The sequence below is a fragment of the Variovorax sp. F042 genome (assembly GCF_057814215.1).
On the sequence record NZ_JBVASX010000001.1, the window covers coordinates 1,246,302 to 1,269,920 of the forward strand.

Genomic DNA, 23,619 nt, shown 5'->3' on the forward strand with positions numbered 1-23,619 from the left:
CGAGGGTTCCCAGCCCATTCAAGCCTTGACGCTAGCACATCAAACTCAACATAGTCGCGCCCACAGCCTTGTCCAGTCTGATACTTCTCTTCGGCATAACGAGGTGCATGTTGAATTCCGCCGATCTCTGACCCATCAACACCAATTAATCAAAAATTCCATTTTCAAAATGCATATGCTCTTGCGCGGCGCTCGAAAATTTTCCTATAAACTCCGGCGTTGAATCTTTTTCTGATTTCACTTTGAAATTACCACTTTCAATTGCCCACTCATAAACCGAAATACCCACTGGATATTTAGTCAAGACCCCAGTCAATGCATGCTTTTTTATCCAACCGAACGCATCCTCTTTGACCAGGAAAACCGCCGAAGGGAATTTCGCATTTACCCCATTGAAAACCCAAACTTCCTTAATCTCAGTCATTCACACTCCTCGGGTAAGTTACTATAACGATGCCATCGCTGAATTCTATCGACAGACGATCTTAACTTGGCCTTGTTATTTTCAATAAAATCCCGTTGAGTGGCAGTTAATTCCTCGGACCCATTAATCGGCCTTCCATTTTGCCCAATCTGAATATTCAAACCACCTTCACCTCTCAAATGGAAATGCGCAGGCGCATGATCACCGCTTCGGACATAGTGCTCTAAGCGTAGCCCGCCATCTTGCGCAATAATTTTTTCAGGCAATTTAGGTTCTGTAGAATTTTTCTTGCTTTGGCACGGTTTTTGGCTTTTTTGATCTTTCTTAGCCAAGCCAAGTGGATCCACCCATTGACTGGGATTTGGAGCATATTGGTAAATATTATTTCCGCCATCCAAACCAATTGGATCTCGACTTACGTACCTTCCACTCAAGGGCTCGTAGTAGCGGTGACGGTTGTAGTGCAACCCGGTTTCAGCGTCGAAATATTGACCTTGAAATCGAATCGGATTTGCGATGCCTGCACGGCGCCCCGCCTCGCTGATCGCCTCCCGCGCCTCGCCCCACGCCTTGTACTGCGCCGACCACGCAACGCTTCCCTCATGGTCTGTCAGCTCCTGCGGCGTGCCCAGGTGGTCGCACTGATAGAACGCCATCTCCTTCCTATCGAACGCACGCGGCACATGCCTCTGCTCGCCGTTCCACAAAGGATCCTGCTCGATGTCGTAGACGCCGCCATTGGCCTGCATCAGCGCCTTCGCATCCGTCGTCTCACTCAGTGTCATCGCTGTTGCCCGGCGCACCTGCACCAGCGGCACGAACGAGTTCGCCTCATGGATGTAGTGCACGCTCCAGCCGCGCTCACCGCCCTCTTCGATCGCTGACTTGCTCTGCGTGCTCTCGAACGCGAGCACGTCGCCATCCCAGCCGAACAGCGTCATGGTCTCGCCCGAGCGCTTGGCCAACCGACGCCCTAGCGCGTCGTAGCTGAAGGTAGTGGTGATGCCGCTTTGGTCGGTCGCCGCCATCATGCGGTTGAAGCCGTCCCACGCGAAGACGGTTCGCCAGCCGTTGCGCACGCGCTCGGTCATGTTGCCGCGTTCGTCGTAGCAGTAGCTGGTGCCCGCGTAGCTCTTCAGCAGGTTGTCCAGCAGCTTGTTGGCTGGATGCCTGAGCGGGTCATTGGCCGTCGGAGGGTCGACGATGTTGCCTGCCGGATCGAAGGAGAACACTTCGCGTCCGACGCGGCTGTTGGCTTCCAGCAGACGGCCCACCGGGTCGTAGCGGTAGCTCAGGTTGCCGCGCCGGCTGTCGCCGATGCCCACCAGTTGGCCGGCTTTGTCGTAGCTGTAGCTACGCTGGATGCTCCCTCCCGCCGTGGCCTCGATGGCACCGGGCCTGGTGCGCGAGATCTGCTGTTCGAGCAGCCGGCCTGCGGGGTCGTACTTCTGACGCTGGCTCAGACCGTTGCCCTGCTCCCGCGCAACCTCACGGTGCAGGTCATCGCGCTCGAAGCCAAGGATGTCCTGGCCGTCGAGCATCAGCCCGTGCACATGGCCGGAGCCGTACGTCAACCACTGGGTCACGTGGCCGTCGGGTCGCACGGTGGCGATGCGCTGGTTGAGTTCGTCGTAGCGGTGCTGCCAGACCGCCGTGCGCTTGCGCTCCAGGTAGTGGTGATGCTCGCGCGTCAGGTTGCCGGCCGGGTCGTAGAACCATTGCAGGCGCGCGTCGCTGTTGGCGGCCTCGAGCAGGCGGCCGTTGCGGTCGTAGGCAAAGCGTTCCGACCGATCGCCGGCCCGGCGTTCGCTCAAGCGGCCGAGCGGATCGAACTCGAGTTCGGTGCGGTGCCCCGCTTCGATCACCCCGGCGAGGACACCGCTGGTCTCCTCATGGATGTACTGCGTGGTCTTGCGGTCGAAGCCGGTTTCCTCGAGCAGGCGGCCCACCGGGTCATAGCGGAAGTCGTAGCGACTGCCGTTCTCGTTGTGCAGCTCGGTCAGGCGACCCAGCAGGTCCCAGTAGTACTTGAGCGAGCGGCCTGCGGCGTCGGTGCGACCGGCGATCAGTCCGGCGCGCGTGTAGCTGTAGCGCGTGGCTCGTCCGAGCGCATCGGTGTGCGTCAGCAGGCGGCCTTCGGCATCGTGCTCGAAATGCTCGCTCGTCTCGTCGGGCTGCACGACTTGTTCGAGCTGGCCGGCTGCGTAGCGATAGCTGGTGGTGTTGCCGGCAGCGTCGGTCGCTTTGGCAAGACGGCCCCTTTCGTCGTACTCCCAGCGGCTGGTCTTGGCAGAGCAGTCGGTGTAGCTGAGCAGTTGCCCCGATGGGGAATAGACGAGCACCTTGACGCCGCCCTTCGCATCGGTGATCCGTACGGGCCTGCCGGCCTTGTCGTAGGCGTACTCGGTCTTGTGGCCGAGCGGATCGATCTCTTCCGTGAGATGGCCCTGTGCGTCGTAGTCACGCTTCCACACGCCGCCTTCGGCATCGAGGATGCCCGTGAGGCGATGCAGCTTGTCGTACTCGAAATACACACGGCTGCCGTCGGCACGCGTGTGCGTCTGCAGGTTGCCGTCTTCGTCGTACGTGTAGTCGTCGGTGCTGCCGTCGGTGTGCACGTGGCGCGTGATGTTCTTCGCGTCGTCGCGGAAGAACCATTCCTGCAGCTTGTCTGGGTGAATGATGCGGTAGGTGTAGCCCTGGATGTCGTAGTAGTGCCAGGTCTCGCCTCCCAGCGCGTCGGTCACGTAGGTCAGGCGGATGTTCTTGTCCCACTCCAGCGCGAGCGCGAAGCTGCCGTCGTCGGACCACTCGCGCACGGCCTTGGCATCTGCGCCGGTGCCGTCGTATTCGAGGTTCATGCCTCGGCCGGTGCGGTCGGTGTAGCGGGTCACGAGATGGTGCGCGTAGGTGTAGCTCCAGCTTTCGCCGTTTTCATCCTGCGCGGCGACGAGGTCACCTTCTGCATCGTGCGTGTATGCGGCGAGCTGACGAATGACCTGACCGTCCTTCAGCTCCCACAGCGACTTGATCAAGCCGGTCTGCGCATCCGGCTGCGTGCCCGCGTGCGCCATGACGGCTTCGCCCTGCTTGCTGATGATGTCGCTCAGCACGCGTTCGCCGGTCGAGGCGATCACGTGGTCGTAGCGCAGGCCGATGGACATGCCGTCTTTCGCCTGCTGCGCGACGAGCCGGAAGTGCTGCTGCTTGCTGTCGACGAGCTCGTAGATCTCCCGCCATTCACCATGCTCGCCCGCAGGCAGTGGCTTGCCGAAGTCAAGTGCCAGCAGGCTCTCGTTCAGCCGCGAGATGCTGACCTCTTCGATGGCATCGAAATACGTCTGCCCCACCTCCAGCAGCGGGTAGGCACGGCTGCGCCCGTCGGCCGCGTGATACACCAAGCTCGCCTGCCCTTGGCGTGCGCCGCGCACTGGCGTGGCAACGTCCACCCGCATGCTGTAAGGCGTGATCCACCGGGCTCCCAGGCTACCGCGGTCGAAGGCATCGAGGTCGCTGGCATAGGTGCGCGCCCATTCGATCGCCAGCGGCGCGGCGAGCACGAAATCGGTGTGCGTGAAGCTCTCGTTGCCGGTAGCGAGGCTGATCGAGGCGCCCTTGCGCGCGGGCGCGGGGCAGTTCTTGCAGCCCGAAGTTCCCTGCGCCGGTGCCTGCTTGCTGATGTGTCCAAGCGGCGTGCCCGGATTGTCCTTCTCCGCCTTGGCACCCGCCTGCGGCGGAACGATGGCCGCGCGCTTCCCCTTCTTGCGCAGCAGTGCATCCCGCAGCTTGTGCAGCAGCCACATGATGCTGGCCTGAGCCTCCTTGTTGGCCAGCGCCGACAGTTGGCTGCGAAGCAGGCGCTTGAAGTCCAGCATCTGCGTGATCACGCCGTTGACCTTGCCGGCAACGCCCGCGGGCAGCTGGCTGGCTGCCGTCTTGGCGACGTAGTTCGCCGACTGCTTGGAGTAACGCACGGCAGTGCCCCACATGCGGCTCCAGGTGCTCTGCGTCTTCGGATCGTGCACGCGCGTTTCCGTCACACCGGGCTTCGCGACGTCGAACAGGTCCTTCTGGCCCAGCACGCGCCGCAGGATATCCACCAGGTTGTCGATGATCTTGTCGGCAAGGTCGGCGCAGCTCTTGAGAATGCCGTCGAGCTTGTCGATGGCACCATCGATGAACTTGTCGAGCTCGCCCATGATGGTGGCGTTCAAGTGCCCCACCAGCGTCGTGACGATGGCTTCGCCCAGGTTCGAAGCAGCTGCCTTCAGCTCCTGCTTCACCAGATGTAGCGTGGGCCGAAGGCTCATGCGCGCGGCCGCCATGCTCGGCGGCAACGGGATCAGCCCGATCAGGTTGATGCCCAGGCTGACCCAGGTCAGGAATGCCTCGACGCCGTCCTTGGCCTTCTTCTCGACGATGTTGATGATGTCCAGGAACACATCCACCAACGCCATGATGTTGCCGATGATCGGAATGCTGCCGAGCACCATCGTCAGGCGCTCCAGCGTCACGTAGCCGCCACTGAACGAGCGCAGCCAGTCATCCACCGCCTTGCTCGCGGCGGCGATGTCTTCCTTGACGATGGTGTTCAGCGGCGCTACCGCCGTCTGGGGTTCTCTCTCTGTCGGCTTCTGGCCTTGCTGTTGTGGGCCTTCGTTTCCTGCCATCTTCTCTCCCTGCCTCGAACTGGTACGTTGCCTTTGCTGCGGATGCGGCTTCAGGGCCGGATCACGCAGTCCTTCATCGTGAGAAACGCCGAGCCCATCGCAAAGCCAACCTCGCAGCTCGCAGTGAACTTCGCGCCGCTGCGCATCTCGCCCATCTTCTGGTTCTGTGCGTCGTCCGCCGGAGTCAAGCGCGCCAGTTCCTGGTTGCCGCGCACATCGGCCGCGCGGATCATCGACGTACCGCCGAAGGAATCAGACGCTTCGACAACCACCGCCGGGAACTGCACACGCTTGCCGTACTCCGGCATGCCGAGCGCGCGGCGGCCCTGCTTCTCGTAACTCTGGTGCAGCTTGGTCAGCGTGGTTTTCGTTTCCGCTTGCGCCAAGCACAGAGAGACGGCGCCCAGGAGGGCAGTGGCGATAAAGACGGTCTTGATGTTTTTCATGAACATGGAATCGATGAAGTGATGGCGTTGCCCGTCAGGGCTCAATTGATGTTCGCGCCCTGAAACTCGAGCTGTTCGAATGTGCTGCCCGTGAAGTCCACGCTGCGCCCCTGCAGTCCCTGCGCATGCACCACGGTGCCGCCGCAGTTCAGCACCCCGACGTCGTTCCAGTGGCCGCCCGCGAAGCTGATGTCGTCCCACTGACATTGCGTGAAGGTGCTGGTACTGATGCTGCCGCCATCGAAGTTGGCGCGCGTGAAGCTGCAGTTGATGAAAGTGCACCCAGTGATCGAAATGCCGCCGAAGTCGCACTGCGTGAAGCTGCAGCCCGTGAACTGGCAGGCGCTCCAGCCCGCCTGCTTGAAGCTGGTGGCGGTGAAACTGGTGCCGGTGAAGGTCGTTGCGGCGAACTGGGCGAGCCCCAGGTCGAGCCCTGCATAAGCGAAGCTGTCGGCCTGGCCCACGAGCCCGGCGGGCGCACCGCCTGCGCCTTTGCGCCACATGTCGTGGGCGAGGATGATGACTTGAGAAGACATGTCGAATCCTTGGATGACGCCGTCGACTCAACGCGAGAGCTGCTTCCGGAGGATCCGGCCAGCGCGCTTCTCGATCAGCAGGCTGGGTTCGGGCAGGCCCGGCAAGGCGCCCCGATGGCCTTGCGGCTCGCCCTTCGTCACCCACGACGCGCTGTAGTCGTCGGGTTCTTCGGCCAGGACGAGTTTGTAGTTTGCGAGCTGCAGGCCTGAAGACCTTGCATCTTCACAGGCTGCCGCAATCGCCTGCGCCGCCAGACCATCAACTTCGATGGTTTCGTTCATTCTCATTCTTCCTCCCTCTGCAAAATTGAAAGCACCGAGTCCAGGCAGGCGCAACGTCTTTCGAGCCAGACCCGGTGCCGGGCGTCACTACCGGCTTCCTTGCTCCCGGAGTATTTCGCCCGTGGTCTTGGAGGCGATGTACGTGATCGACCGCCCCAGCTTGCTGGCGTTGCCGAGCCCCTTCTGCCCCGGAGGCAGCTTGGCCGTGAATGCAATGCCGATGGTGTTGACTCCGTTCTCGTCTTCGCCGTTTTCCTTTTTCCTCTCGGCGATGTGAACGTTGAAATTGTTCAGGTCCTGCCCGGTCTTCTCGAACAGCTTGTACGCGTTGCCCAACGCAACGACCACAGGTGTATTGAGCAGCAGCTGATCCGGCGACTCGACTTCGAAGATCGGTGCGGCAGAGGCATTGAAGTTCATGAAAATTCCCAACGCAATGATCAGGCTCTTAAAGCCTGTAGGTTTGATTCGCCTTCGGGTTGTAGCCCTTGTAGCCGTCGCTTGGCGTGCCGACGTAGCCTCGGTAGTCCGGATGATCATGTTGCATTCCTGCTTTGGCGGCGTCCTTGTCTTCGGGAGAGAAGTTGTTGCTTCCGTAGTAGTCCTTGGCCCGCGTTGTGCGATTCCCGTATTGATCCGAGTGATCCCCATGGGTGTGCCAGTAGCCCACTTCCTGGGCGCACTTCGGAATGCTCTTGGCCGTAGGGCCCCAGGGGTTGACGGTGTCCTTCTCGCCCCTGGTCGCCTTGGTGAAGTCGTATTTGCCATCCGGCGTCTTGTAGACCAGGCCGCCGTACTCCACGTTGTCTCGAATGGACTTGTCGTTGTAACGCATCATCGCCGCCTTGGCCGCGCCGTCCGCCGTGGCGAAACGACCTCCCTTGGCTGTCTTGCATTTGACAGGCGCAGCTTGCAAGCCCAACGGGTCGACCCACGCCACGGGATTGGGCACGTATGCATGGGTGTTAAGACCGCCGCCCAAGCCCAACGGATCGCTGCTGATGAATCTGCCAGCCTGCGGATCGTAGTAACGATGCCTGTTGTAGTGCAGCCCAGTCTCATCGTCCAGATACTGCCCCTGGAAACGGATCGGGTTGGCAAAGCCGGCCCGTCTTCCTGCTTCGCTGATGACCTCTCTTGCCTCGCCCCATGCCTTGTACTGCGCCGACCAGGCAATCTGGCCTTCATGATCCGTCAGCTCCTGGGGCGTGCCGAGATGATCGCACTGGTAGAAGGCAATCTCCTCCTTCGCGAAGGCACCCGGCCTCGGCAGTTGCTCGCCGTTCCACAACGGGTCCTGCTCGATGTCGTACTCCCCGCCATTGGCATCCATCAGCGTTTTCACGACCGTGGTCGAGCTCAGTGCGACGGCTCGCGCTTGCCTGATCTGCACCAGCGGCACAAACGAATCCGGCTCGTGGATGTAGTGGACGCTCCAGCCCCGTCCCTGCCGCTCGCTCTCGCCGGCCGTGCTCTGCGTGCTCTCGAAGGCCAGCGTGTCGCCGTCCCAGCCGAACAGCGTCATGGCTTCGCGTGAGCGCTTGGCGATGCGTCGCCCCACAGGGTCATAGCTGAAGGTGGTGGAGCCCTCTTCGCTTGTGGCCGCGGTCATGCGGTTGAAGCCGTTCCACTCGAAGACCGTTTTCTTCCCGTTCCTGACACGCTCGATCAGGTTTCCGCGCTTGTCGTAGCGGTAGGTGGTGCCCGCGTATTCCTTCAGCAGGTTGTCCAACAGCTTGCTGACTGCGCGCAGGCCTTGCGGCGCATCGCCACGTGCGGCGTCGGCGATGTTGCCGGCCGGGTCGAATGCAAAGGTCTCGCGGCCCAGGCGGCTGTTGGCTTCGAGCAGGCGGCCCACGGGGTCATACCTGTAGTTCAGATTGCCGCGCCGGCTGTCCCCGATGGCGGTCAGCTGACCGGCCTTGTCGTAGCCATAGCTCCGGCGAAGGCTCAGTGCGCCGGCGCTGTCCGGCTTCGCATGCGATATCTGCTGCTCCAGCAACCTGCCGGCAGGGTCGTACCTCAGCCGCTGGCTCAGGCCATTGCCCTGCGTTCGGCCGATCTCCCGATGAAGATCGTCGCGTTCGAAGCCCAGGATGTCCTGTCCATCAACAAGCAAGCCATGCACGTGGCCCGAACCGTAGGTCAGCCATTGCGTGACATGGCCGTCGGGGCGAATGGTCGCAATGCGCTGGTTGAGTTCGTCGTAGCGGTGCTGCCAGACTGCCGTCTGCGAACTGGCCAGATGGTGCTGGTGCTCGCGCGTCAGGTTCCCGGCGGGATCGTAGAACCACTGCAACTTTGCGTCGGAATTGACTGCTTCGATCAACATGCCGTTGAGATCGAAGGCAAAGGTCTCGACCTGCCCCTCGCCCGCATTGCGCTCGACGAGGCGCCCCATCGGATCGAAACGAAACCCTGTCGTGTGCGCCTGCGCCTCGACGACTTGCACCAGCGCGCCGGTGGATTCCTCGTAGAGGTACTGCCTGCGTTGCCTGTCGAAGCCGGTTTCCTCCAGTAGTCTCCCCGCCGGGTCGTAGCTGAAGTTGTAGCGGCTGCCGTTTTCGTTGCGCAGTTCGGTCAGGCGCCCCAGCAGATCCCAGTGGTATTGCAGCGTCTGGCCCGCGGCATCAGTGCGTCCGGCCACGAGCCCGGCGCGGTTGTAGCTATAGCGGGTACGACGACCCAACGCATCGGTGTGAGCGAGCAAGCGACCTTCGGCGTCATGCGTGAAGTGCTCGCGGGTCTGGTCGGGCAGGGAGACTTCTTCGAGTTGGCCCGGATGATTGCCATCGCTCCTTGAAGCAGCTTCGCCTTCCGGGGTGTAGCGATATCGGGTGGCCTGCCCTGCCGCATCGATGGTTTTGGTCAGCCGCCCGCGACTGTCATACTCCCACCGGCTGGTCTTTCCCGAGCAGTCGGTGTAGCTGGCGAGCTGGCCGGCCGGTGTGTACGTCAGCTGTTTCGAACCACCCTTGGCATCGGTGATGCACGCCGGCCGGCCGGCCTTGTCGTAGGCGTACTCGGTCTTGTGACCCAACGGGTCGATCTCTTCGGTGAGATGGCCCTGCGCGTCGTAGTCGCGCTTCCAGATGCTGCCTTCGGCGTCGCGCAAGCCCGTCAGGCGATTCAGCCGGTCGTATTCGAAATGAACACGGCTGCCATCGGCCCGTGTGTGCATTTGCAGGTTGCCGACGACGTCGTAGGTGTAGTCGTCGGTGCTGCCGTCTGTGTGTACATGACGGGTGACGTTCTTGGCGTCATCGCGGAAGAACCATTCCTGCAGCTTGTCGGGATGGATGATGCGGTAGGTGTAACCCAGGATGTCGTAGTAGAACCATGTCTCGCCGCCCAGGGCATCGGTCACGTAGGTCAGGCGGATGTTCTTGTCCCACTCGAACTTCAGTGCAAAGCTGCCATCGTCGGACCACTCGCGCACCGCCTTGGCATCGGCGCCAGTGCCGTTGTATTCGAGGTTCATGCCGCGGCCGGTGCGATCGGTATAGCGGGTCACGAGGTGATGGCTGTAGCTGTAGCTCCAGCTGGCGCCGTTCTCGTCCTTCGCGGACACGAGATCGCGTTCTGCATCGTGCGTGTAGGCGGCAAGCTGGCGCACGACCTGGCCGTCCTTCAACTCCCACAGAGACTTGATCAGGCCCGTGCGCGCATCGGGCTGCGTGCCCACGTGCGCCATGATGGCTTCGCCTTGCCTGCTGATGATGTCGCTCAGCACCTGCTCGCCCGTGTCCGAGATCACATGGTCATAGCGCAGGCCGATGGAGGCGCCGTCCCTGGCTTGCAGCGTCACAAGCCGATAGTGCGACCGGCCTTCCACAAGCTCGTAGATCTCACGCCAGTTGCCCTGCTCACCCAAAGGCAGTGGCTTGCCGAAGTCCAGCGTCAGCAACGACTCGCTCAGACGCGAGACGGTCATCTCTTCGATGGGATCGCGATAGACCTGGCCCACGGCCAGCAAGGGGTATGCGTGGCTGCGGCCGTCGGCTGCGTGATAAACCAGACTCGGTTGACCCTTGCGCTCACCCCTGGCTGGTGTCATCAGGTCCACGCGCGTGCTGTAGGGCGTGAGCCAGCGCGCGCCCAGGATGCCTCGGTCGTAGGCATCGAGCTGGCTGCGGTACGTGCGTGCCCATTCGATCGGCAACGGCGCGGCGAGCACGAAGTCTGTGTGGGTGAAGCTCTCGCAGCCAGTGACGAGGCTGATCGACTTGCCGAGCGCGACAGGCGCCGGGCAATTCTTGCAGCCTGCGTCTTTCTGGCCATCCGCCTGCTTGCCGATGTGCCCGAGCTGGTCGCCCGGCTTGTCCTTCTGGGCCACCGCGCCGGCATTCGGCGAAACAATCGCGCCGCGCTGCCCCTTCTTGCGCTGGATGGCGGCCAGCAGCTTGTGCAGCAGCCACATGATGCTGGCTTGTGCTTCCTTGTCGGCCAGGCGCACGAGCTGGTTTCTAAAGGTCTTCTTGAAGTCCAGCAGGCTCCCGATCACGCCATTGACCTGCCCCGCCACGCTCTCGGGCAAGCGGTTGGCAGCAACCTTGGCGGCGTAGTTGGCCGACTGCTTCGTGTACTTGACGGCGCTGCCCCACAACCGGTTCCACGTGCTCTGAGTCTTCGGGTCGTGCACGCTGGTTTCCGCCACGACAGGCGTACTGACCGTGAACATGTCCTTCTGGCCCAGCACCCGCTGCAGGATGTCGACCAGGTTGTCCACGATGCTGTCGCCCAGCTTTGTGCAGCCTTGCAACATGTCTCCAAGCTTGGCGATAGCGCCATCGATGAAGACCTCCAGCTCGCCGACGATGGTCGCGTTCAGGTGTCCTACCAGCGTGGTGACGATGGCTTCGCCCAGGTTCGAGGCGGCTGCCTTCAGCTCCTGCCTCACCAGATGCAGCGTGGGGCGCAGGCTCATGCGCGCGGCCGCCATGTTCATCGGCAACGGGATCAACCCGATCAGGTTGATGCCCAGGCTGACCCAGTTCAGGAATGCGTCGATCCCGTCCTTGGCCTTCTTCTCGACGATGTTGATGATGTCCAGGAACACATCCACCAACGCCATGATGTTGCCGACGATCGGAATGCTGCCGAGCACCATCGTCAGGCGCTCCAGCGTCACGTAGCCGCCGCTGAACGAGCGCAACCAGTCGTCCACCGCCTTGCTCGCGGCGGCGATGTCTTCCGTAACGATGGTGTTCAGTGGCGCAACCGCCGTCTGGGGTTCGCGCTCCGTCGCCTGCGGCGTCGGCGCTGCTTCCGGTCCTGCCATTTTTTCTTGTTCTCTTCGAGCTTGTGCGTTGGGTTGGTGGAGTGCGGCGCGCCGCGGCGGGTCAGCCCATGAAGCCGGGTGTTCGGCCTGTCAGTGCAGGGTTGGCGGCAGCTGTTGCAACGCCCGGCTTCATGCCCCCCGAAGCCATGCCGCTCATCACGCCGGTGATCGGCGCACCCATCGGCCCCAGCTTGGCGCCGGCCGCCTGGATCGCCATGCCGGTTGCTGCCTGGCTCGCCTGGCCGAGCAACGCCTTGGCGCCCCCTCGCTGGATGGCCTGCGCTGCACCCACAGCCTGCTGCGCGACACCGGCCGCCTGGGTTACCTGGCCCAGCGTGCTCGCGGCCTTGCTGCCCATACCCGCGACACCGGCGAGCGCGCCCGCGGCACCGCCTGCCGAACCGGCCATGCCCGCAAAGCCGCTGGTCAAGCCCGAAAGCCCCGATACAGCGCCGCCGCCCCCCTCGGCGCCTGCGCCCGTCGCACCCTTTGCCTTCCAGTCCTTGGGCGTGCCGAAATAGCTCCCCTCCTCCCACGGGTCGCGGGGGTCCTTGCCGAATGTGACCTTGGCAGTGCCGATGGGCAGGCCCGAGACGGTCGCGAACCCGTTGCGGTCGAAGGTGCCGGCGTGCGTGCCGCCTTCCGAATCGACCACGGTGAAGTCGCCCTGCGCCACGCCCTGGCGCTTTTCGCCAGTCGGCTTGATGTACTGGTGGTACAGGTCGAGCTGCCCCTTCGGCACCTGCGGCGGATTGGGCAGCGCAGGCTTGCCCTCGTTGGCGGGCCCGACGAGGCTGTGTACCGATGCATGCTCGCGCCAGATGCCGGAAGTGCCATGCTCGATCCCGCCCGAACTCCAGCGGCTGTAGCTCGAGCCGCCGTTGATCACCACCTCTTCCTTTGCGTGGATGGTGATCTTGTTGGCGGTCTGCGTGATGTTGAGCTTGGCCAGCACGTTGACGCTGTCCTTCAGCGCCTTGATGTCGATGTCGGCACCGGCCGCCACGAGCCGCATGCCGGCCTTGGAGGCGAACATGCGGATCGCGCTCTGCACGCTCACCAGCAGGCTCTTGCCCGCGCTCACGCTCGTATGGCCACCGCTGGTGAGCGCGCTGTGCTCGTTGCTCACGATGTGGGTCGAGCCCTGCGCCACGGTTTGCAGGCCCTTGGCGCTGGCCAATGTCAGGTGCGATTCCTGGAACTCGGGAAAGTCGCCCTGCTCGCGATTGCCGCCCTGTCCCTTGATGGCATCGTTCTGCTCCTTGAGGCTCGTGGTGACCTCGTCCTGGTCGCCGGCCTCGTGGGCCTGTGCACCTTGCGCCACTTCGCTCAAACCTTCGTGCAGATCGCGCGCCTGAGTGAGACGGCCCACCGTCTCGCTCATGTCGGTGATGTGCGCCTGCGCATTCGGGCGCGCTTCGGTGGTGACCAGCAGCCCCTTGCCCGCACGCATCACCCCATGCCCGTCGGTACGCAACTCGAAGCCCTGCCCCCGGGCATCCTTGCGCCCCGCCGTGTCCTCGATGCGCCCGATGTGCCCCACGCTCAGTTGGCTGGCCTGGTGATCACTGCGCAACTGCGCCTGGATCTTGCCCTGCGTGTCGTCCAGCACGATGTGGTTGCTGCGCCCGCCGCCCAACTCGCGGCTCCTGATGCCCGACAGGTGCTTCTGCTCGGGCAGCTGCCACGCCGGCATGGTGTCGGCGTTGTGCACGCAGCCGGTGACGATCGGGTAGTCGGGGTCGCCGTTCAGAAAGTCGACGATCACCTCCATGCCGATGCGCGGCACGGAGGTCATGCCGAAGGTGGCGCCTGCCCACGCGGTGGACACGCGCACCCAGCAGCTGGAGTGTTCGTTCTCCTGCCCGATGCGGTCCCACTGGAACTGCACCTTGATGCGTCCGTACTGGTCGGTCCAGATCTGCTCGCCCTGCGGGCCCACCACCATGGCCGTTTGCGGCCCGCGGGTGCGCGGCTTGGCTGTGGTGCGCTGCGGGCGCCAGGCGTAGCTGGTGGGCTGCGCGTCGAAGGCGAAGCGCTGCACGGAGCCTTCGGTGCCTTCCGCGCCCTCGCTGGCCTGCAGGTTCTCCTGCAGGTGGTAGCTCACGCCCACGAGCAGGTACTGCTGGTTCTGGTCGGCCTTGGGGTGGCCGGTCAGGCGCAGGGTGTGGCCGGTGGCGAGTTCGCGCAGGTTGGCGCGGCCGGTGACGCGGCTGCGCTGGCTCAGCTGTTCTTCGTTGCGGATGCGCGCGTAAGTCTCGCCGTCGCCGTGCTGCACGAAGCCGCCGGGCCATTCGTACTGTTCGTAGGCGTCGTGGTCGTGCCCGGGCGACATCTGGCGCAGGTGCGACAGCTCGGCCTTGGGCTTCTGGAAGTCGTAGTCGTCGTTGTAGTGGTGGCCCGAGCGCACTTCTTCCGCGATCTCCCACGCATAGATGCGCTCGCGCTGGCCCATGCCGGACTTCTCCAGCGGGTGGTAGCGCACTTCTTCCCCGCCGGGCAGCGGGCTGTGCGAGTGGGCGATGTCATCGGCGAACACGAGCACGTGCTGCGACGCTTCGTGCCTGAAGTGGTAGTAGATGCCTTCGAGCTCGCACAGGCGAGAGATGAAGTCGAAGTCGCTCTCGTGGTACTGCACGCAGTAGTCCCACTGCCGGTAGTCGCCGCGCGTGAGCTTCTTCTCGATGGGGTAGCCGTAGCTGCCGAGCACTTCCACCACGATGTCGGGCACGCTCTTGCCCTGGAAGATGCGAAAGTCGCTGCGCCGCGTGGCCAGCCACAGCCAGGGCCGCAGGCGCATCCGGTAGAAGGAGTGCCGCGCATCCTCCTGCTCCAGCCCGAAGCGGGTGGCAATGCCGCCCAGGTAGCGCACGCCGCCTTCGGTTTCCACCGACACGGTGGTGGCCTTGCCCAGCAGGGTCTTGGGGTCGATGTTGTTGCTGTTGCCCAGCAACTCGATGTCGAAGGCGTACAGCTGGCTCAGCGCTTCGCGGCCTACCAGCTGGCGGAATTGCAACGCTTCGCCTGCGGGCGTCTGGATCGTTACTCGGCGCGTCATTGCAACGCCCCGTCAGCCCTGTAGCCCCAATTAATTAATAAAGACTTATAAAATAAGAATATTGTTTTAGCAATGAGCTTCATGCCCACCTCCCGCTGCACATTTTGACAATTATTTTAAATGTTGATTTATCGTAAGAATCGATGCGAAAAATAGATGGCCAATTAAATCAGCATAAAGTTCGCCCCCTGCCACTGCCAGTGCAGGAAGTCACGCGGAGGGGCAATGCGTGATGAATTACTGGTCCGAATCAATTGCCATGCCGGAGAAGGCTCGGCCCGTGATGAGTGAGCACTGGTCGGAAGACTGAAAAGCGAGCCCGAATTGCGCTATTTCCGATGCTCGCCCTTGGCTATGCGTGACGAAGCCACTGCCGGGCCGGGGCTTTGGCGGCAAAAGCGCGTCAGGGCGCGTATCGCCGGCCAACCTCGATGAATACGACTACCCGAACATCGGGCGGTCGTTGCGCAAACTGGCTTCGGAGTACTTTGCGATCTTAGAGAAGGGGAACGGCAAGGGTCCCGCGAAGACAGCAGCGAAGGCGGGAAAGGCCGGCAAGAAGCAGTAAGCCGGCCTTTCCGTGCCAAGGGGGCTCAGGCCGGCTTGCGTGCCGTGAGCCACTGCGCCGGGGCCAGCGCCGCTGCCACCACGCGGACTTCGCCGATGTTGCCGAAGAAGCCGTCGACACGCTTGAACCCCCACGAGCCATCTGCGAGTTTGCGATCCCACCATGAGCCACCGCCTACGACCCATGGCGATGCGGCCGAGAGCGTGGCCAGCCCTGGATTGGCCGAGACGTTGCGCAGGACCGGCGCTCCTTCGACGTACATCGTGGTGTCGTGCGACACAGGGTCGTTCACGATTGCGATGTGCACCCAGCGATCAGCAATGACCTCACCCGACCAGTTGGTCTTGGGCTTACCCGCGCCAATCGGACTCGGCACCACTTCCCACTGCACCTCGCGCAGGCTGGAAATAGCAAACAACATCGGCGGTGATTCGGGGTCGCCGCCCGAATAGCCGGAGAGTTCGCCACGGCGGCCATCGCGCGTCATGACGTTCATCCATTGATTGTTGTCGGCGGTCCAACTCTTGTCGAGCTTGACGAAGGCTTCGATGGTGTAGCCGTTCTCCAGTGTCTGCGCGTTGATCGGAGCGGCATCCTTGGTCAGGAAATAGCTCATGCGCGGCGGCGCACCATTCTTGTCCCTCATGGTGTTCAGGAAACGCACCGAGCCAGGCGCGGCCGAGAGATAGTGGCGGTCATCGCTCCATACGATGTCTCCCTCCACTGCTCCTGCGACCCCGAGTTGGTTCAGCTTGTCTCGGTACAGAGGGTTATTGCCGGTGACGTCGTCGATCTTGGTGTCCACCGGCACCGGCTGATTCGCCGTGCCGCCAAAGAAGCGCCAGTGCGCCAGCGTATTCGCCACCTTGGGATAGTCATCCGAGTTCGTGGCGGGCCGTTGTGTGACCGTCGCGGGCTCCTTGTAGTTGGCGAGGATCATCGCGCGAGCCTTGTCCACCAGCGAGCTCTCGATGGTGGCGCTGCCGGTGCCGAAGCTCTTGTTGAAGCCCGCGAAGCGCAGCGCAAAATCCATGTCGATGACGAAGGCCTCGTTGGGCGTGGTGAGCACGGCCTGGTCGAAGCTGTTGAGCGTGGCGGCCGGCTTCTGCGGCACCCACGGCGAGAACGACAGCACCTTGATCTTCTTGTTGGTCAGGTCGAACTCGTACAGGCGCATCAGGCCGTTGCCGCCCTGGTAGGCCATCTGGTAGTCGACCACCATCTCCTCGACCTTGCGGCCGAAGTCGTTGGTCTTCGTGAGATGCGCGGCGCCATGGTGATGGCCGTTGAGCGTCATGAAGATCTGGTCGTTGTCGCGGATCAGCTTCTCCCAGAGCATCTTGCCGTAGTCGGTCTCGAGCGGGCTGGTGCCGTCGGGCGCGATGTTGAGCAACTGGTGGTTCACCAGGATGACGGGCAACGTCGGGTTCTTCGCAATCACCTGGCGGGCCCAGGCGATGCCTGCGTCGGAGATACGCCATGACAGCGACAGTACCATGAACTTCTGGCCTTGCGCCTCGAACACGTGGTACTCGTGGAAGCCGCTGGCGTCGCGCACGCCGAAGGTGGCCTGCTGCTTCGCACGCTCCGCGCCGAACCACTGGATGTAGGGCTCGTTGGCGGGAGTACGGCTGGCATCGGTGCCGCCGACGGGGTCGATGCTGTAGTCGATGTCTTTCATCACGTCATGGTTGCCGGCGAGCACGCTGTAGGGCAGCTTCGCGTCTTCGAGCACCTTCATCGCGGCATCGGCCACCTTCCACTGATCGGGCTTGCCGACCTGGTCGACCACGTCGCCAAGGTGGATGGTGAAGGGAATGTTCAGCGCCTTGGCATTGGCGGCGATCCACTTCGTCTGGGCGGCGAAGGGTGCGCTGCCGAAGCGCTTGTCATATTGGTCGCTCTCGTCGGCAGTGGCATAGCGTGCATAGAACTGTGTGTCGGGCATCACAGCGAGCGCGAAGCTTGAGATCTTGGCTGCGACAGCCGGCGGAGCGGGCGGCGGCGCCGATGCCGGGGCGGGTGCAGGCGCCGGCAGCGGGCCCAAGGCGGGTGAACCGCCGCTACCACCGCCGCAGGCCGCGAGCAAGGCGCTGCTGCCGCCAACGGTCAGCAGCGATGCGCCGAGCTTGAGCATCTGGCGGCGCGGCGGCGTGTTGCTGTTGTTGTTCTGTTCGGAATCATTCGATTCGGCGGGCGAAGCAATGCGCGGCGTGCGGGCGCCGCGCGGGTCGTCGGAAACGGACATGGAAAAGGAGGAGAAATTGCGAAGCTCGCAGCGTAGAAAGCTGCGGTGACATGCGCATGCAAGGCCCATGACACATTGTTTCCCCGTCAGGCCCTACTTCTTACTGGCCGCGCGCTCCATCCGATCCAGCCTCACCACACGCCACGCACAAAGGCTGCCAAGCACAGCCAGCAGCGCCGCCGCCGTGAACATCGTGCGATACCCGAAAGCCTGCGCGACCGCACCGCCAAGCAACACGCCCAGCACGCCGCCGAAGCCATAGCCGATCACCGTGAACAGCGCCTGCCCTCGCCCGCGCAGGTGGCCGGGGAAGCGGCGCGACACCACTGCGATGCAGGTCGTGTGGTGCGCCGCGAAGCTCAGCGCATGCAACCACTGCGCCACGATGAGCGCCGCAATCCAGCCGCCCAGCCCCGCTGTCAGCCCCAGCCGGGCGACGGCCGCGATGCCGCACACCAGCATCCAGCGCGGCATCGGCATCAGGCCGATGAGCCGGCCCTGCAAGAAAAACCACACGATTTCCGCCACCACCGACAGCGCCCACAGCAGGCCGATGGTGCTCTTGCCGTAGCCGATCGAATCGAGGTACAGCGAGAAGAAGGCGTACACCGAGAAGTGCGACATCACCTGGAAGAACAGCGCCGCGAAGAACCACCGCACCGCCGGATTGCGAAGCACCGGCCCGATGGGCTCCTTCACTGCGTCGTGCGCCGCGGGCGGCTCGCGCACGTCGGGCAGCTTCATGGTCGCGATCAGCACGATGGCCAGCGTGCCCGCGGCCCAGGCCGGAAAGTGCTTCATGCCGAAGCGCTCGAACCACTCGCCTGCCACGAACACCGTGAGCAGAAAACCGGCCGATCCGCACAGCCGGATGCGCCCATAGCGCCCCCAGTCGCCGGCCACCAATTGCGCCATCGCGGCCTCGGTGAGCGACATCATCGAGCTGGTGTGGGTGAACATCACGAGCAGCACCAGCGCGAGCCACCACGCGCCGCCGTGCCACCACAGCCCGAAGGAGCTGAGCAGCGCCACCGCCGCACTGAAGCGCAGCAGCTTGACGCGCTGCCCCGTGTGGTCGCTGAGCGCGCCCCAGGCATAGGGCGCGAACACCCGCGTGATCGACTGCACCGAAGCCAGCAGGCTGATGGTGAAGATCGGCAGCCCCAAATCTTTGAGCCACAGGGGCAGGTACGGGTTGAAGAACCCGATGTGCGCGAAATAGCTGGCCGACAGACCAGCGAATGCCAGCATGTGGCCGCGTGCTGCGGCCACTGGTGGCGGGGCGGACACTACAGGAAGGACGCCTGCGGCGACGCTGCCTCGGTCTTGCCGGCTTGCGTTTGCACGTCGCCGCACTGCGCGCGGTTGCGCAGCACGTGCTCCATGACCACCAGCGCCAGCATGGCTTCAGCGATGGGCGTCGCGCGAATGCCGACGCACGGGTCGTGGCGGCCCTTGGTGATGACTTCGACGGGGTTGTTGTTGATGTCGATGGACTGGCGCGGGCTGATGATCGAGCTGGTGGGTTTGATCGCGATGCTCACCTCGAGGTCTTGCCCCGAGCTGATGCCGCCGAGGATGCCGCCGGCGTTGTTCGTGACGAAGCCAGTGGGCGTGATCGAGTCGCCGTGCGTAGTGCCGCGCTGGGTGACGCTGTCCCAGCCGGCGCCGATCTCGACCGCCTTCACCGCGTTGATGCCCATCATCGCGTAGGCGATCTCGGCATCGAGCTTGTCGAACAGCGGCTCGCCGAGGCCGATCGGCACGTTGGTGGCAGTCACGCGGATGCGCGCGCCGCACGAATCGCCGGCCTTGCGCAGGCGGTCCATGTAGTTTTCCAGCGCGCTCACGTCGGCGATGGGGGCGAAGAAGGGGTTGTTGGGCACGTGCTCCCAGCTCTCGAACGGAATGGCGATTTCGCCGATCTGCGTCATGCAGCCGCGAAACACCATGCCATGCTTCTCAGCCAGCCACTTCTTGGCGACCGCGCCGGCCGCGACCATGGGTGCGGTCAGCCGTGCCGAGGAGCGCCCGCCGCCGCGCGGGTCGCGAATGCCGTATTTCTTCCAGTAGGTGAAGTCGGCGTGGCCGGGGCGGAACTGCTGGGCGATCTGCCCGTAGTCCTTGCTGCGCTGGTCGGTGTTCTGGATCAGCAGCGCGATGGGGGTGCCGGTGGTCTTGCCCTCGTACACGCCCGACAGGATCTGCACCGCGTCGGGCTCGTTGCGCTGGGTGACGTGGCGGCTGGTGCCGGGGCGCCGGCGATCGAGGTCGCCCTGGATGTCGGCCTCGCTGAGTTCCATGCCCGGGGGGCAGCCGTCGATGACGCAGCCGATGGCCGGGCCATGCGACTCGCCGAAATTGGTGACCGCGAAGAGTGTTCCGAAGGTGTTGCCGCTCATGGCGGGGATTATCCCTACAAAGCGGCCGCCCCTCAGTCGGTCGTGTTTTCCAGGCGCTTGGTCAGCGCGCCCACCTGCAGCTCGATGGAGAACAGCCGTTCGTTCAGCACCGCAGTCTGGAGCCGGATCGCCTCGATGATGGCCTTGGTCTGCGGGTCGGGGGCGTTTTCGCAGAGTTCGGCCAGGTCATGCAGCTTCTTGCGCAGTTCGTTGCTCATGGAAGGCTCCGGTGATCGCGTCGTGGAAGCCCCAGTATGGGGTTTCGTCAACGCTCCGGCAATGCGGCGGCACCCGGGGTTTCGGGTGCTACCGCCCCTCCCGCCCCACGCAGCCGCACGGCCACCAACCCGCCTACGAACAGCAACACCGCCGCGCAGATGCCGGCCGTGAGGCGCAGGCCATGCAGCAAGGCCTCGCGGCCCGCCTCGAGCAGTTCGGCGCCCGCGCTCCCGCCAAGCTGCCCGGCCAGCACGACCGCGCCGCCCAGCGTGCTGCGGGCGGCTTCCACCTCGGCCGGACCCGCAAGGCCCATCGGCACGGCATCGGCCATGGTGTTGCGGTAGATGGCCGCGCCGATGCTGCCGAGGATCGCAATGCCCAGCGCACCGCCGAATTCCGAGCTGGTTTCGGAGATCGCCGAGGCCACGCCCGCACGCTCCGGTGGCGCGCTGCCCACCACCAGGTCGGTCGCCAGCGTGAACACCGGCGCCAACCCGAGCGAGGAGATGACCGCGCTGCTCACCATCCAGGCCAGCCCGTCCTGCGCGGGCAACACGGCCAGCATGCCGAAACCCAGCGCCGCCACCGCCAGCCCGCCGCCCATCACGAAGGCCGGTCGCATGCGCCGCACCAGTGCCGGCACGACCATCGAGCCGACGATGAAGGCGCCCGCGCCCGGCATGCTCCACAGGCCCGCATGCAACGGCGACAAGCCGAGCACCAGCTGCAGGTACTGGGCGTTGTACAGAAAGATGCCGAACATCACGAAGCAGGCCAGCATGTAGGAGCCGAGCGAAACGCTGAAGGCCGGCAGGCTGAACAACCGCAGGTCGATCATCGGGTCGGCCAGCCGCTTCTGCCGGCGCACGAACAGCGCTCCGAGCACCAGCCCGAGCACGATCGACAGCACCGGTATCGCATGCATGCCGTGCTCCGCGATCTGCTTGACACCGTAGATCACCGGCAGCACCGCGCCCAGCGACAGCGCCACGCTGGCCAGGTCGAGCCGGGCCGCGTCGGGGTCGCGGTACTCGGGCAGCAGCAAGGGTCCGAGCAGCAGCAGCAGCACCATCACCGGCACGCCGATCAGGAACACCGAGCCCCACGGAAAGAACTGCAGCAGCACGCCGCCCAGCACCGGGCCAATGACGGCGCCAGCCGAGTAGCTCGAAATCCACACGCCAATGGCGATGGTGCGCTGCCCCGGATCGAGGAACATGTTGCGGATCAGCGAGAGTGTGGACGGCGCCAGCGTCGCGCCCGCCACCCCGAGCAGCGCCCGGGTGGCGATGAGCATGTTGGCGCTGGTCGAGAACGCCGCCAGCACAGAGGCAATGCCGAACGCCCCCGCGCCGATCAGCAGCAGCCGCCGCCGGCCAATGCGGTCGCCCAGCGTGCCCATGGTGACCAGCAGGCCGGCCACGAAGAAGCCGTAGATGTCGACGATCCACAGCAACTGCGAAGCCGTGGGCTTGAGGTCTTCGCTGATCGACGGGATCGCAAGGTTCAGCACTGTGAGGTCCATCGAATAGAGCATGCATGGCAGCGCGATGACCGCCAGGCCGGTCCATTCGCGCACCGTGGCGCGGGCCGGAGCTGGTGTGTTCTTCATTCTTTCAGGCAGCAAGGCTTAGCCAGCCCTCCAGCTTGACGAGCGCTCCGCTCCAGCCGTGGTTGTGGGCATCGCGCGCGGCTTCGTCGAAGAACTGCTCGTGCAGCAGCACCAGCTCGCAGCCCTCGGCATCGGGCTCGATGCTCAGGGTGACGCGCGACTCGCGCTCCGGCGTGCTGCGCCAGGCCCAGCTGAAGACCAGCTTGCGGTTCGGAACCACTTCGAGATACGTGCCGCTCACGTCGTGCGTCTCGCCGTCGTTGGCCAGCATGGCCACGCGAAAGCGCCCGCCCACGCGCAGGTCGACCTCGGCGATGGGTACCGAAACGATCTCCTCGGGCCCGAACCAGAGCTTCAGCGCTTGCGGGTCGGTCCACGCGCGCCAGACTTTGTCGGGCGAGACGCGGTAGTGCCGCCTGAGGCTGAGCGAGGGGCGCTCTGCGTCGCCGGTGGAAGGGTTCGCCATTCGGTCTCCTCCTGGTGATAGAGAAAGCGCGCCAGTGCATCGAGGCGCCCGGTCCAGAACTTCTCGTAGCGGGACAACCACACGGCGGCCTCCTGCATGGGCCGGGGCGACAGCTCGCAGCGCACGATGCGGCCCTCTTTCGTGCGAGAGATCAGGCCCGCGTCTTCGAGCACGCGCAGGTGCTTCATGAAGCCGGTGAGGGACATGTCGTGCGGCCCGGCCAGCTCGGTCACGCTGAGGCTGCGCTCGCCCAGGGCTTCGAGCACGGCGCGCCGCGTGGAATCGGAGAGCGCGGCGAAGACTGCGTCGAGGGCGTCGGTGTCCGGATGAGCGGCTGAGTGAACCATGCGGTTGAGTATCTGGAAGGCCTGCAGGCCCGTCAAGCGGCGCTTCCCCAAAGCCCCTTCGTGCGACCATTCATCCTGAATCATCGACAGGCAAAGGCCCCTCCAATGACCGAACTGCGCCAACCATATCCCCCGATCGAACCGTACGAAAGCGGCATGCTCGACGTGGGCGACGGCCACCAGATCTACTACGAGCGCGCGGGCACGCCCGGCGCCAAGCCCGCAGTGTTCCTGCATGGCGGCCCTGGCGGCGGCATCTCGCCCGAACACCGGCGGCTGTTCGACCCGGCACGCTACGACCTGATGCTGTTCGACCAGCGCGGCTGCGGCCGCTCGCTGCCGCACGCAGGCCTGGAGGCCAACACGACATGGCATCTGGTCGCCGACATCGAGCGCCTGCGCGAGCGCGCCGGTGTCGACAAGTGGCTGGTATTCGGCGGCTCGTGGGGGTCGACGCTCGCCCTCGCCTACGCCCAGAAGCATCCCGAACGCGTAAGCGAACTGGTGCTGCGCGGCATCTACACCGTGACCCGGGCAGAACTCCGGTGGTACTACCAGTTCGGCGTGTCGGAGATGTTCCCCGACAAGTGGGAGAAGTTCCAGGCTCCCATTCCCGAGGCCGAGCGCGGCGACATGATCGCCGCCTACCGCAAGCGGCTCACCGGCGACGACCCGGTGGCACGCATCGAGGCGGCGCGCGCCTGGAGCGTGTGGGAAGCCGAGACCATCACCCTGCTGCCGAGCCCGGCGATTGCCGAAGCGCATGGCGAAGATCATTTCGCGCTGGCCTTCGCACGGCTGGAAAACCACTACTTCGTGCACGACGCGTGGCTCGAAGAAGGCCAGTTGCTGCGCGACGCGCACCGGCTGCACGGCATTCCCGGGGTGATCGTGCACGGCCGCTACGACATGCCCTGCCCCGCGCGCTACGCATGGGCGCTGCACAAGGCCTGGGCCGAAGCCGAGTTCCATCTGATCGAGGGCGCAGGGCATGCCTACTCGGAGCCCGGCATCCTCGACCGGCTGCTGCGCGCGACCGACGGTTTTGCCAGCCGCTGAA

The 23,619-nt window shown here is 64.2% G+C and carries 17 protein-coding genes; 2 read left to right on the top strand and 15 right to left on the bottom strand.

Going from position 1 to position 23,619, the window contains the following annotated elements; translation table 11 throughout:
- Positions 1 to 145: 145 nt before the first annotated feature.
- From ACZYSP_RS06005 to ACZYSP_RS06040, 8 genes are all read right to left on the bottom strand, one after another.
- Positions 146 to 424, bottom strand: coding sequence for a DUF7710 domain-containing protein (locus tag ACZYSP_RS06005; protein WP_093081525.1), 279 nt, complete (start codon positions 422 to 424; stop codon positions 146 to 148).
- On the bottom strand, positions 421 to 5,094 hold the full coding sequence (locus tag ACZYSP_RS06010; RefSeq protein ID WP_489013113.1) for an RHS repeat-associated core domain-containing protein: 4,674 nt from the start codon (positions 5,092 to 5,094) through the stop codon (positions 421 to 423). Before ACZYSP_RS06010 ends, ACZYSP_RS06005 begins: the two co-directional genes overlap by 4 nt.
- A gap of 50 nt (positions 5,095 to 5,144) precedes the next feature.
- Positions 5,145 to 5,540 carry a hypothetical protein gene (locus ACZYSP_RS06015; RefSeq protein WP_143047843.1) on the bottom strand — a complete coding sequence of 132 codons (396 nt, stop codon included), beginning with the start codon at positions 5,538 to 5,540 and terminating at the stop codon, positions 5,145 to 5,147.
- 41 nt (positions 5,541 to 5,581) lie between these two features.
- Complete coding sequence (locus ACZYSP_RS06020) at positions 5,582 to 6,076, bottom strand: pentapeptide repeat-containing protein (RefSeq protein ID WP_093179507.1); 495 nt, start codon at positions 6,074 to 6,076, stop codon at positions 5,582 to 5,584.
- Positions 6,077 to 6,103: 27 nt separating this feature from the next.
- A complete protein-coding gene (locus ACZYSP_RS06025) occupies positions 6,104 to 6,358 on the bottom strand; it encodes a hypothetical protein (protein ID WP_093081535.1) in 255 nt (84 codons plus the stop codon).
- Positions 6,359 to 6,445: 87 nt separating this feature from the next.
- Positions 6,446 to 6,778: a hypothetical protein gene (locus tag ACZYSP_RS06030; RefSeq protein ID WP_093050587.1), complete on the bottom strand. Its 333-nt coding sequence runs from the start codon at positions 6,776 to 6,778 to the stop codon at positions 6,446 to 6,448.
- Positions 6,779 to 6,806: 28 nt separating this feature from the next.
- Complete coding sequence (locus ACZYSP_RS06035; RefSeq protein ID WP_093081539.1) at positions 6,807 to 11,639, bottom strand: RHS repeat-associated core domain-containing protein; 4,833 nt, start codon at positions 11,637 to 11,639, stop codon at positions 6,807 to 6,809.
- 61 nt (positions 11,640 to 11,700) lie between these two features.
- On the bottom strand, positions 11,701 to 14,697 hold the full coding sequence (locus ACZYSP_RS06040) for a type VI secretion system Vgr family protein (RefSeq protein ID WP_093081541.1): 2,997 nt from the start codon (positions 14,695 to 14,697) through the stop codon (positions 11,701 to 11,703).
- A 358-nt stretch (positions 14,698 to 15,055) separates the two neighbouring features.
- On the opposite strand from ACZYSP_RS06040, the gene ACZYSP_RS06045 reads away from it, so the two are divergent.
- Positions 15,056 to 15,265, top strand: a complete 210-nt coding sequence (locus ACZYSP_RS06045) for a hypothetical protein (RefSeq protein WP_093081544.1) — start codon at positions 15,056 to 15,058, stop codon at positions 15,263 to 15,265.
- A gap of 25 nt (positions 15,266 to 15,290) precedes the next feature.
- On the opposite strand, the gene ACZYSP_RS06050 is transcribed toward ACZYSP_RS06045, so the two are convergent.
- From ACZYSP_RS06050 to ACZYSP_RS06080, 7 genes are all read right to left on the bottom strand, one after another.
- Complete coding sequence (locus ACZYSP_RS06050) at positions 15,291 to 17,513, bottom strand: LamG-like jellyroll fold domain-containing protein (protein ID WP_489013119.1); 2,223 nt, start codon at positions 17,511 to 17,513, stop codon at positions 15,291 to 15,293.
- A gap of 93 nt (positions 17,514 to 17,606) precedes the next feature.
- On the bottom strand, positions 17,607 to 18,764 hold the full coding sequence (locus ACZYSP_RS06055) for an MFS transporter (RefSeq protein ID WP_093051784.1): 1,158 nt from the start codon (positions 18,762 to 18,764) through the stop codon (positions 17,607 to 17,609).
- 38 nt (positions 18,765 to 18,802) lie between these two features.
- Positions 18,803 to 19,915 (bottom strand): chorismate synthase, encoded by a 1,113-nt coding sequence (gene aroC, locus ACZYSP_RS06060; protein ID WP_093081549.1) that lies wholly within the window; start codon positions 19,913 to 19,915, stop codon positions 18,803 to 18,805.
- 32 nt (positions 19,916 to 19,947) lie between these two features.
- Positions 19,948 to 20,133 (bottom strand): hypothetical protein, encoded by a 186-nt coding sequence (locus ACZYSP_RS06065; RefSeq protein ID WP_093050601.1) that lies wholly within the window; start codon positions 20,131 to 20,133, stop codon positions 19,948 to 19,950.
- Between the two features lie 47 nt (positions 20,134 to 20,180).
- Positions 20,181 to 21,758: an MFS transporter gene (locus ACZYSP_RS06070; RefSeq protein WP_371258876.1), complete on the bottom strand. Its 1,578-nt coding sequence runs from the start codon at positions 21,756 to 21,758 to the stop codon at positions 20,181 to 20,183.
- Entirely contained in the window at positions 21,751 to 22,212 is a 462-nt protein-coding gene (locus ACZYSP_RS06075; protein ID WP_093081554.1) for an SRPBCC family protein, read from the bottom strand. Before ACZYSP_RS06075 ends, ACZYSP_RS06070 begins: the two co-directional genes overlap by 8 nt.
- Positions 22,101 to 22,559 (bottom strand): ArsR/SmtB family transcription factor, encoded by a 459-nt coding sequence (locus tag ACZYSP_RS06080; RefSeq protein ID WP_093051787.1) that lies wholly within the window; start codon positions 22,557 to 22,559, stop codon positions 22,101 to 22,103. The genes ACZYSP_RS06075 and ACZYSP_RS06080 overlap by 112 nt, the downstream gene beginning before the upstream one ends.
- A 105-nt stretch (positions 22,560 to 22,664) precedes the next feature.
- Between ACZYSP_RS06080 and pip the strand changes: the two genes are divergently transcribed.
- The gene (gene pip / locus ACZYSP_RS06085; RefSeq protein WP_093081557.1) at positions 22,665 to 23,618 is read left to right on the top strand and encodes a prolyl aminopeptidase; all 954 of its coding nucleotides are present in this window, start codon (positions 22,665 to 22,667) and stop codon (positions 23,616 to 23,618) included.
- The last annotated feature ends 1 nt before the right edge of the window (position 23,619 follow it).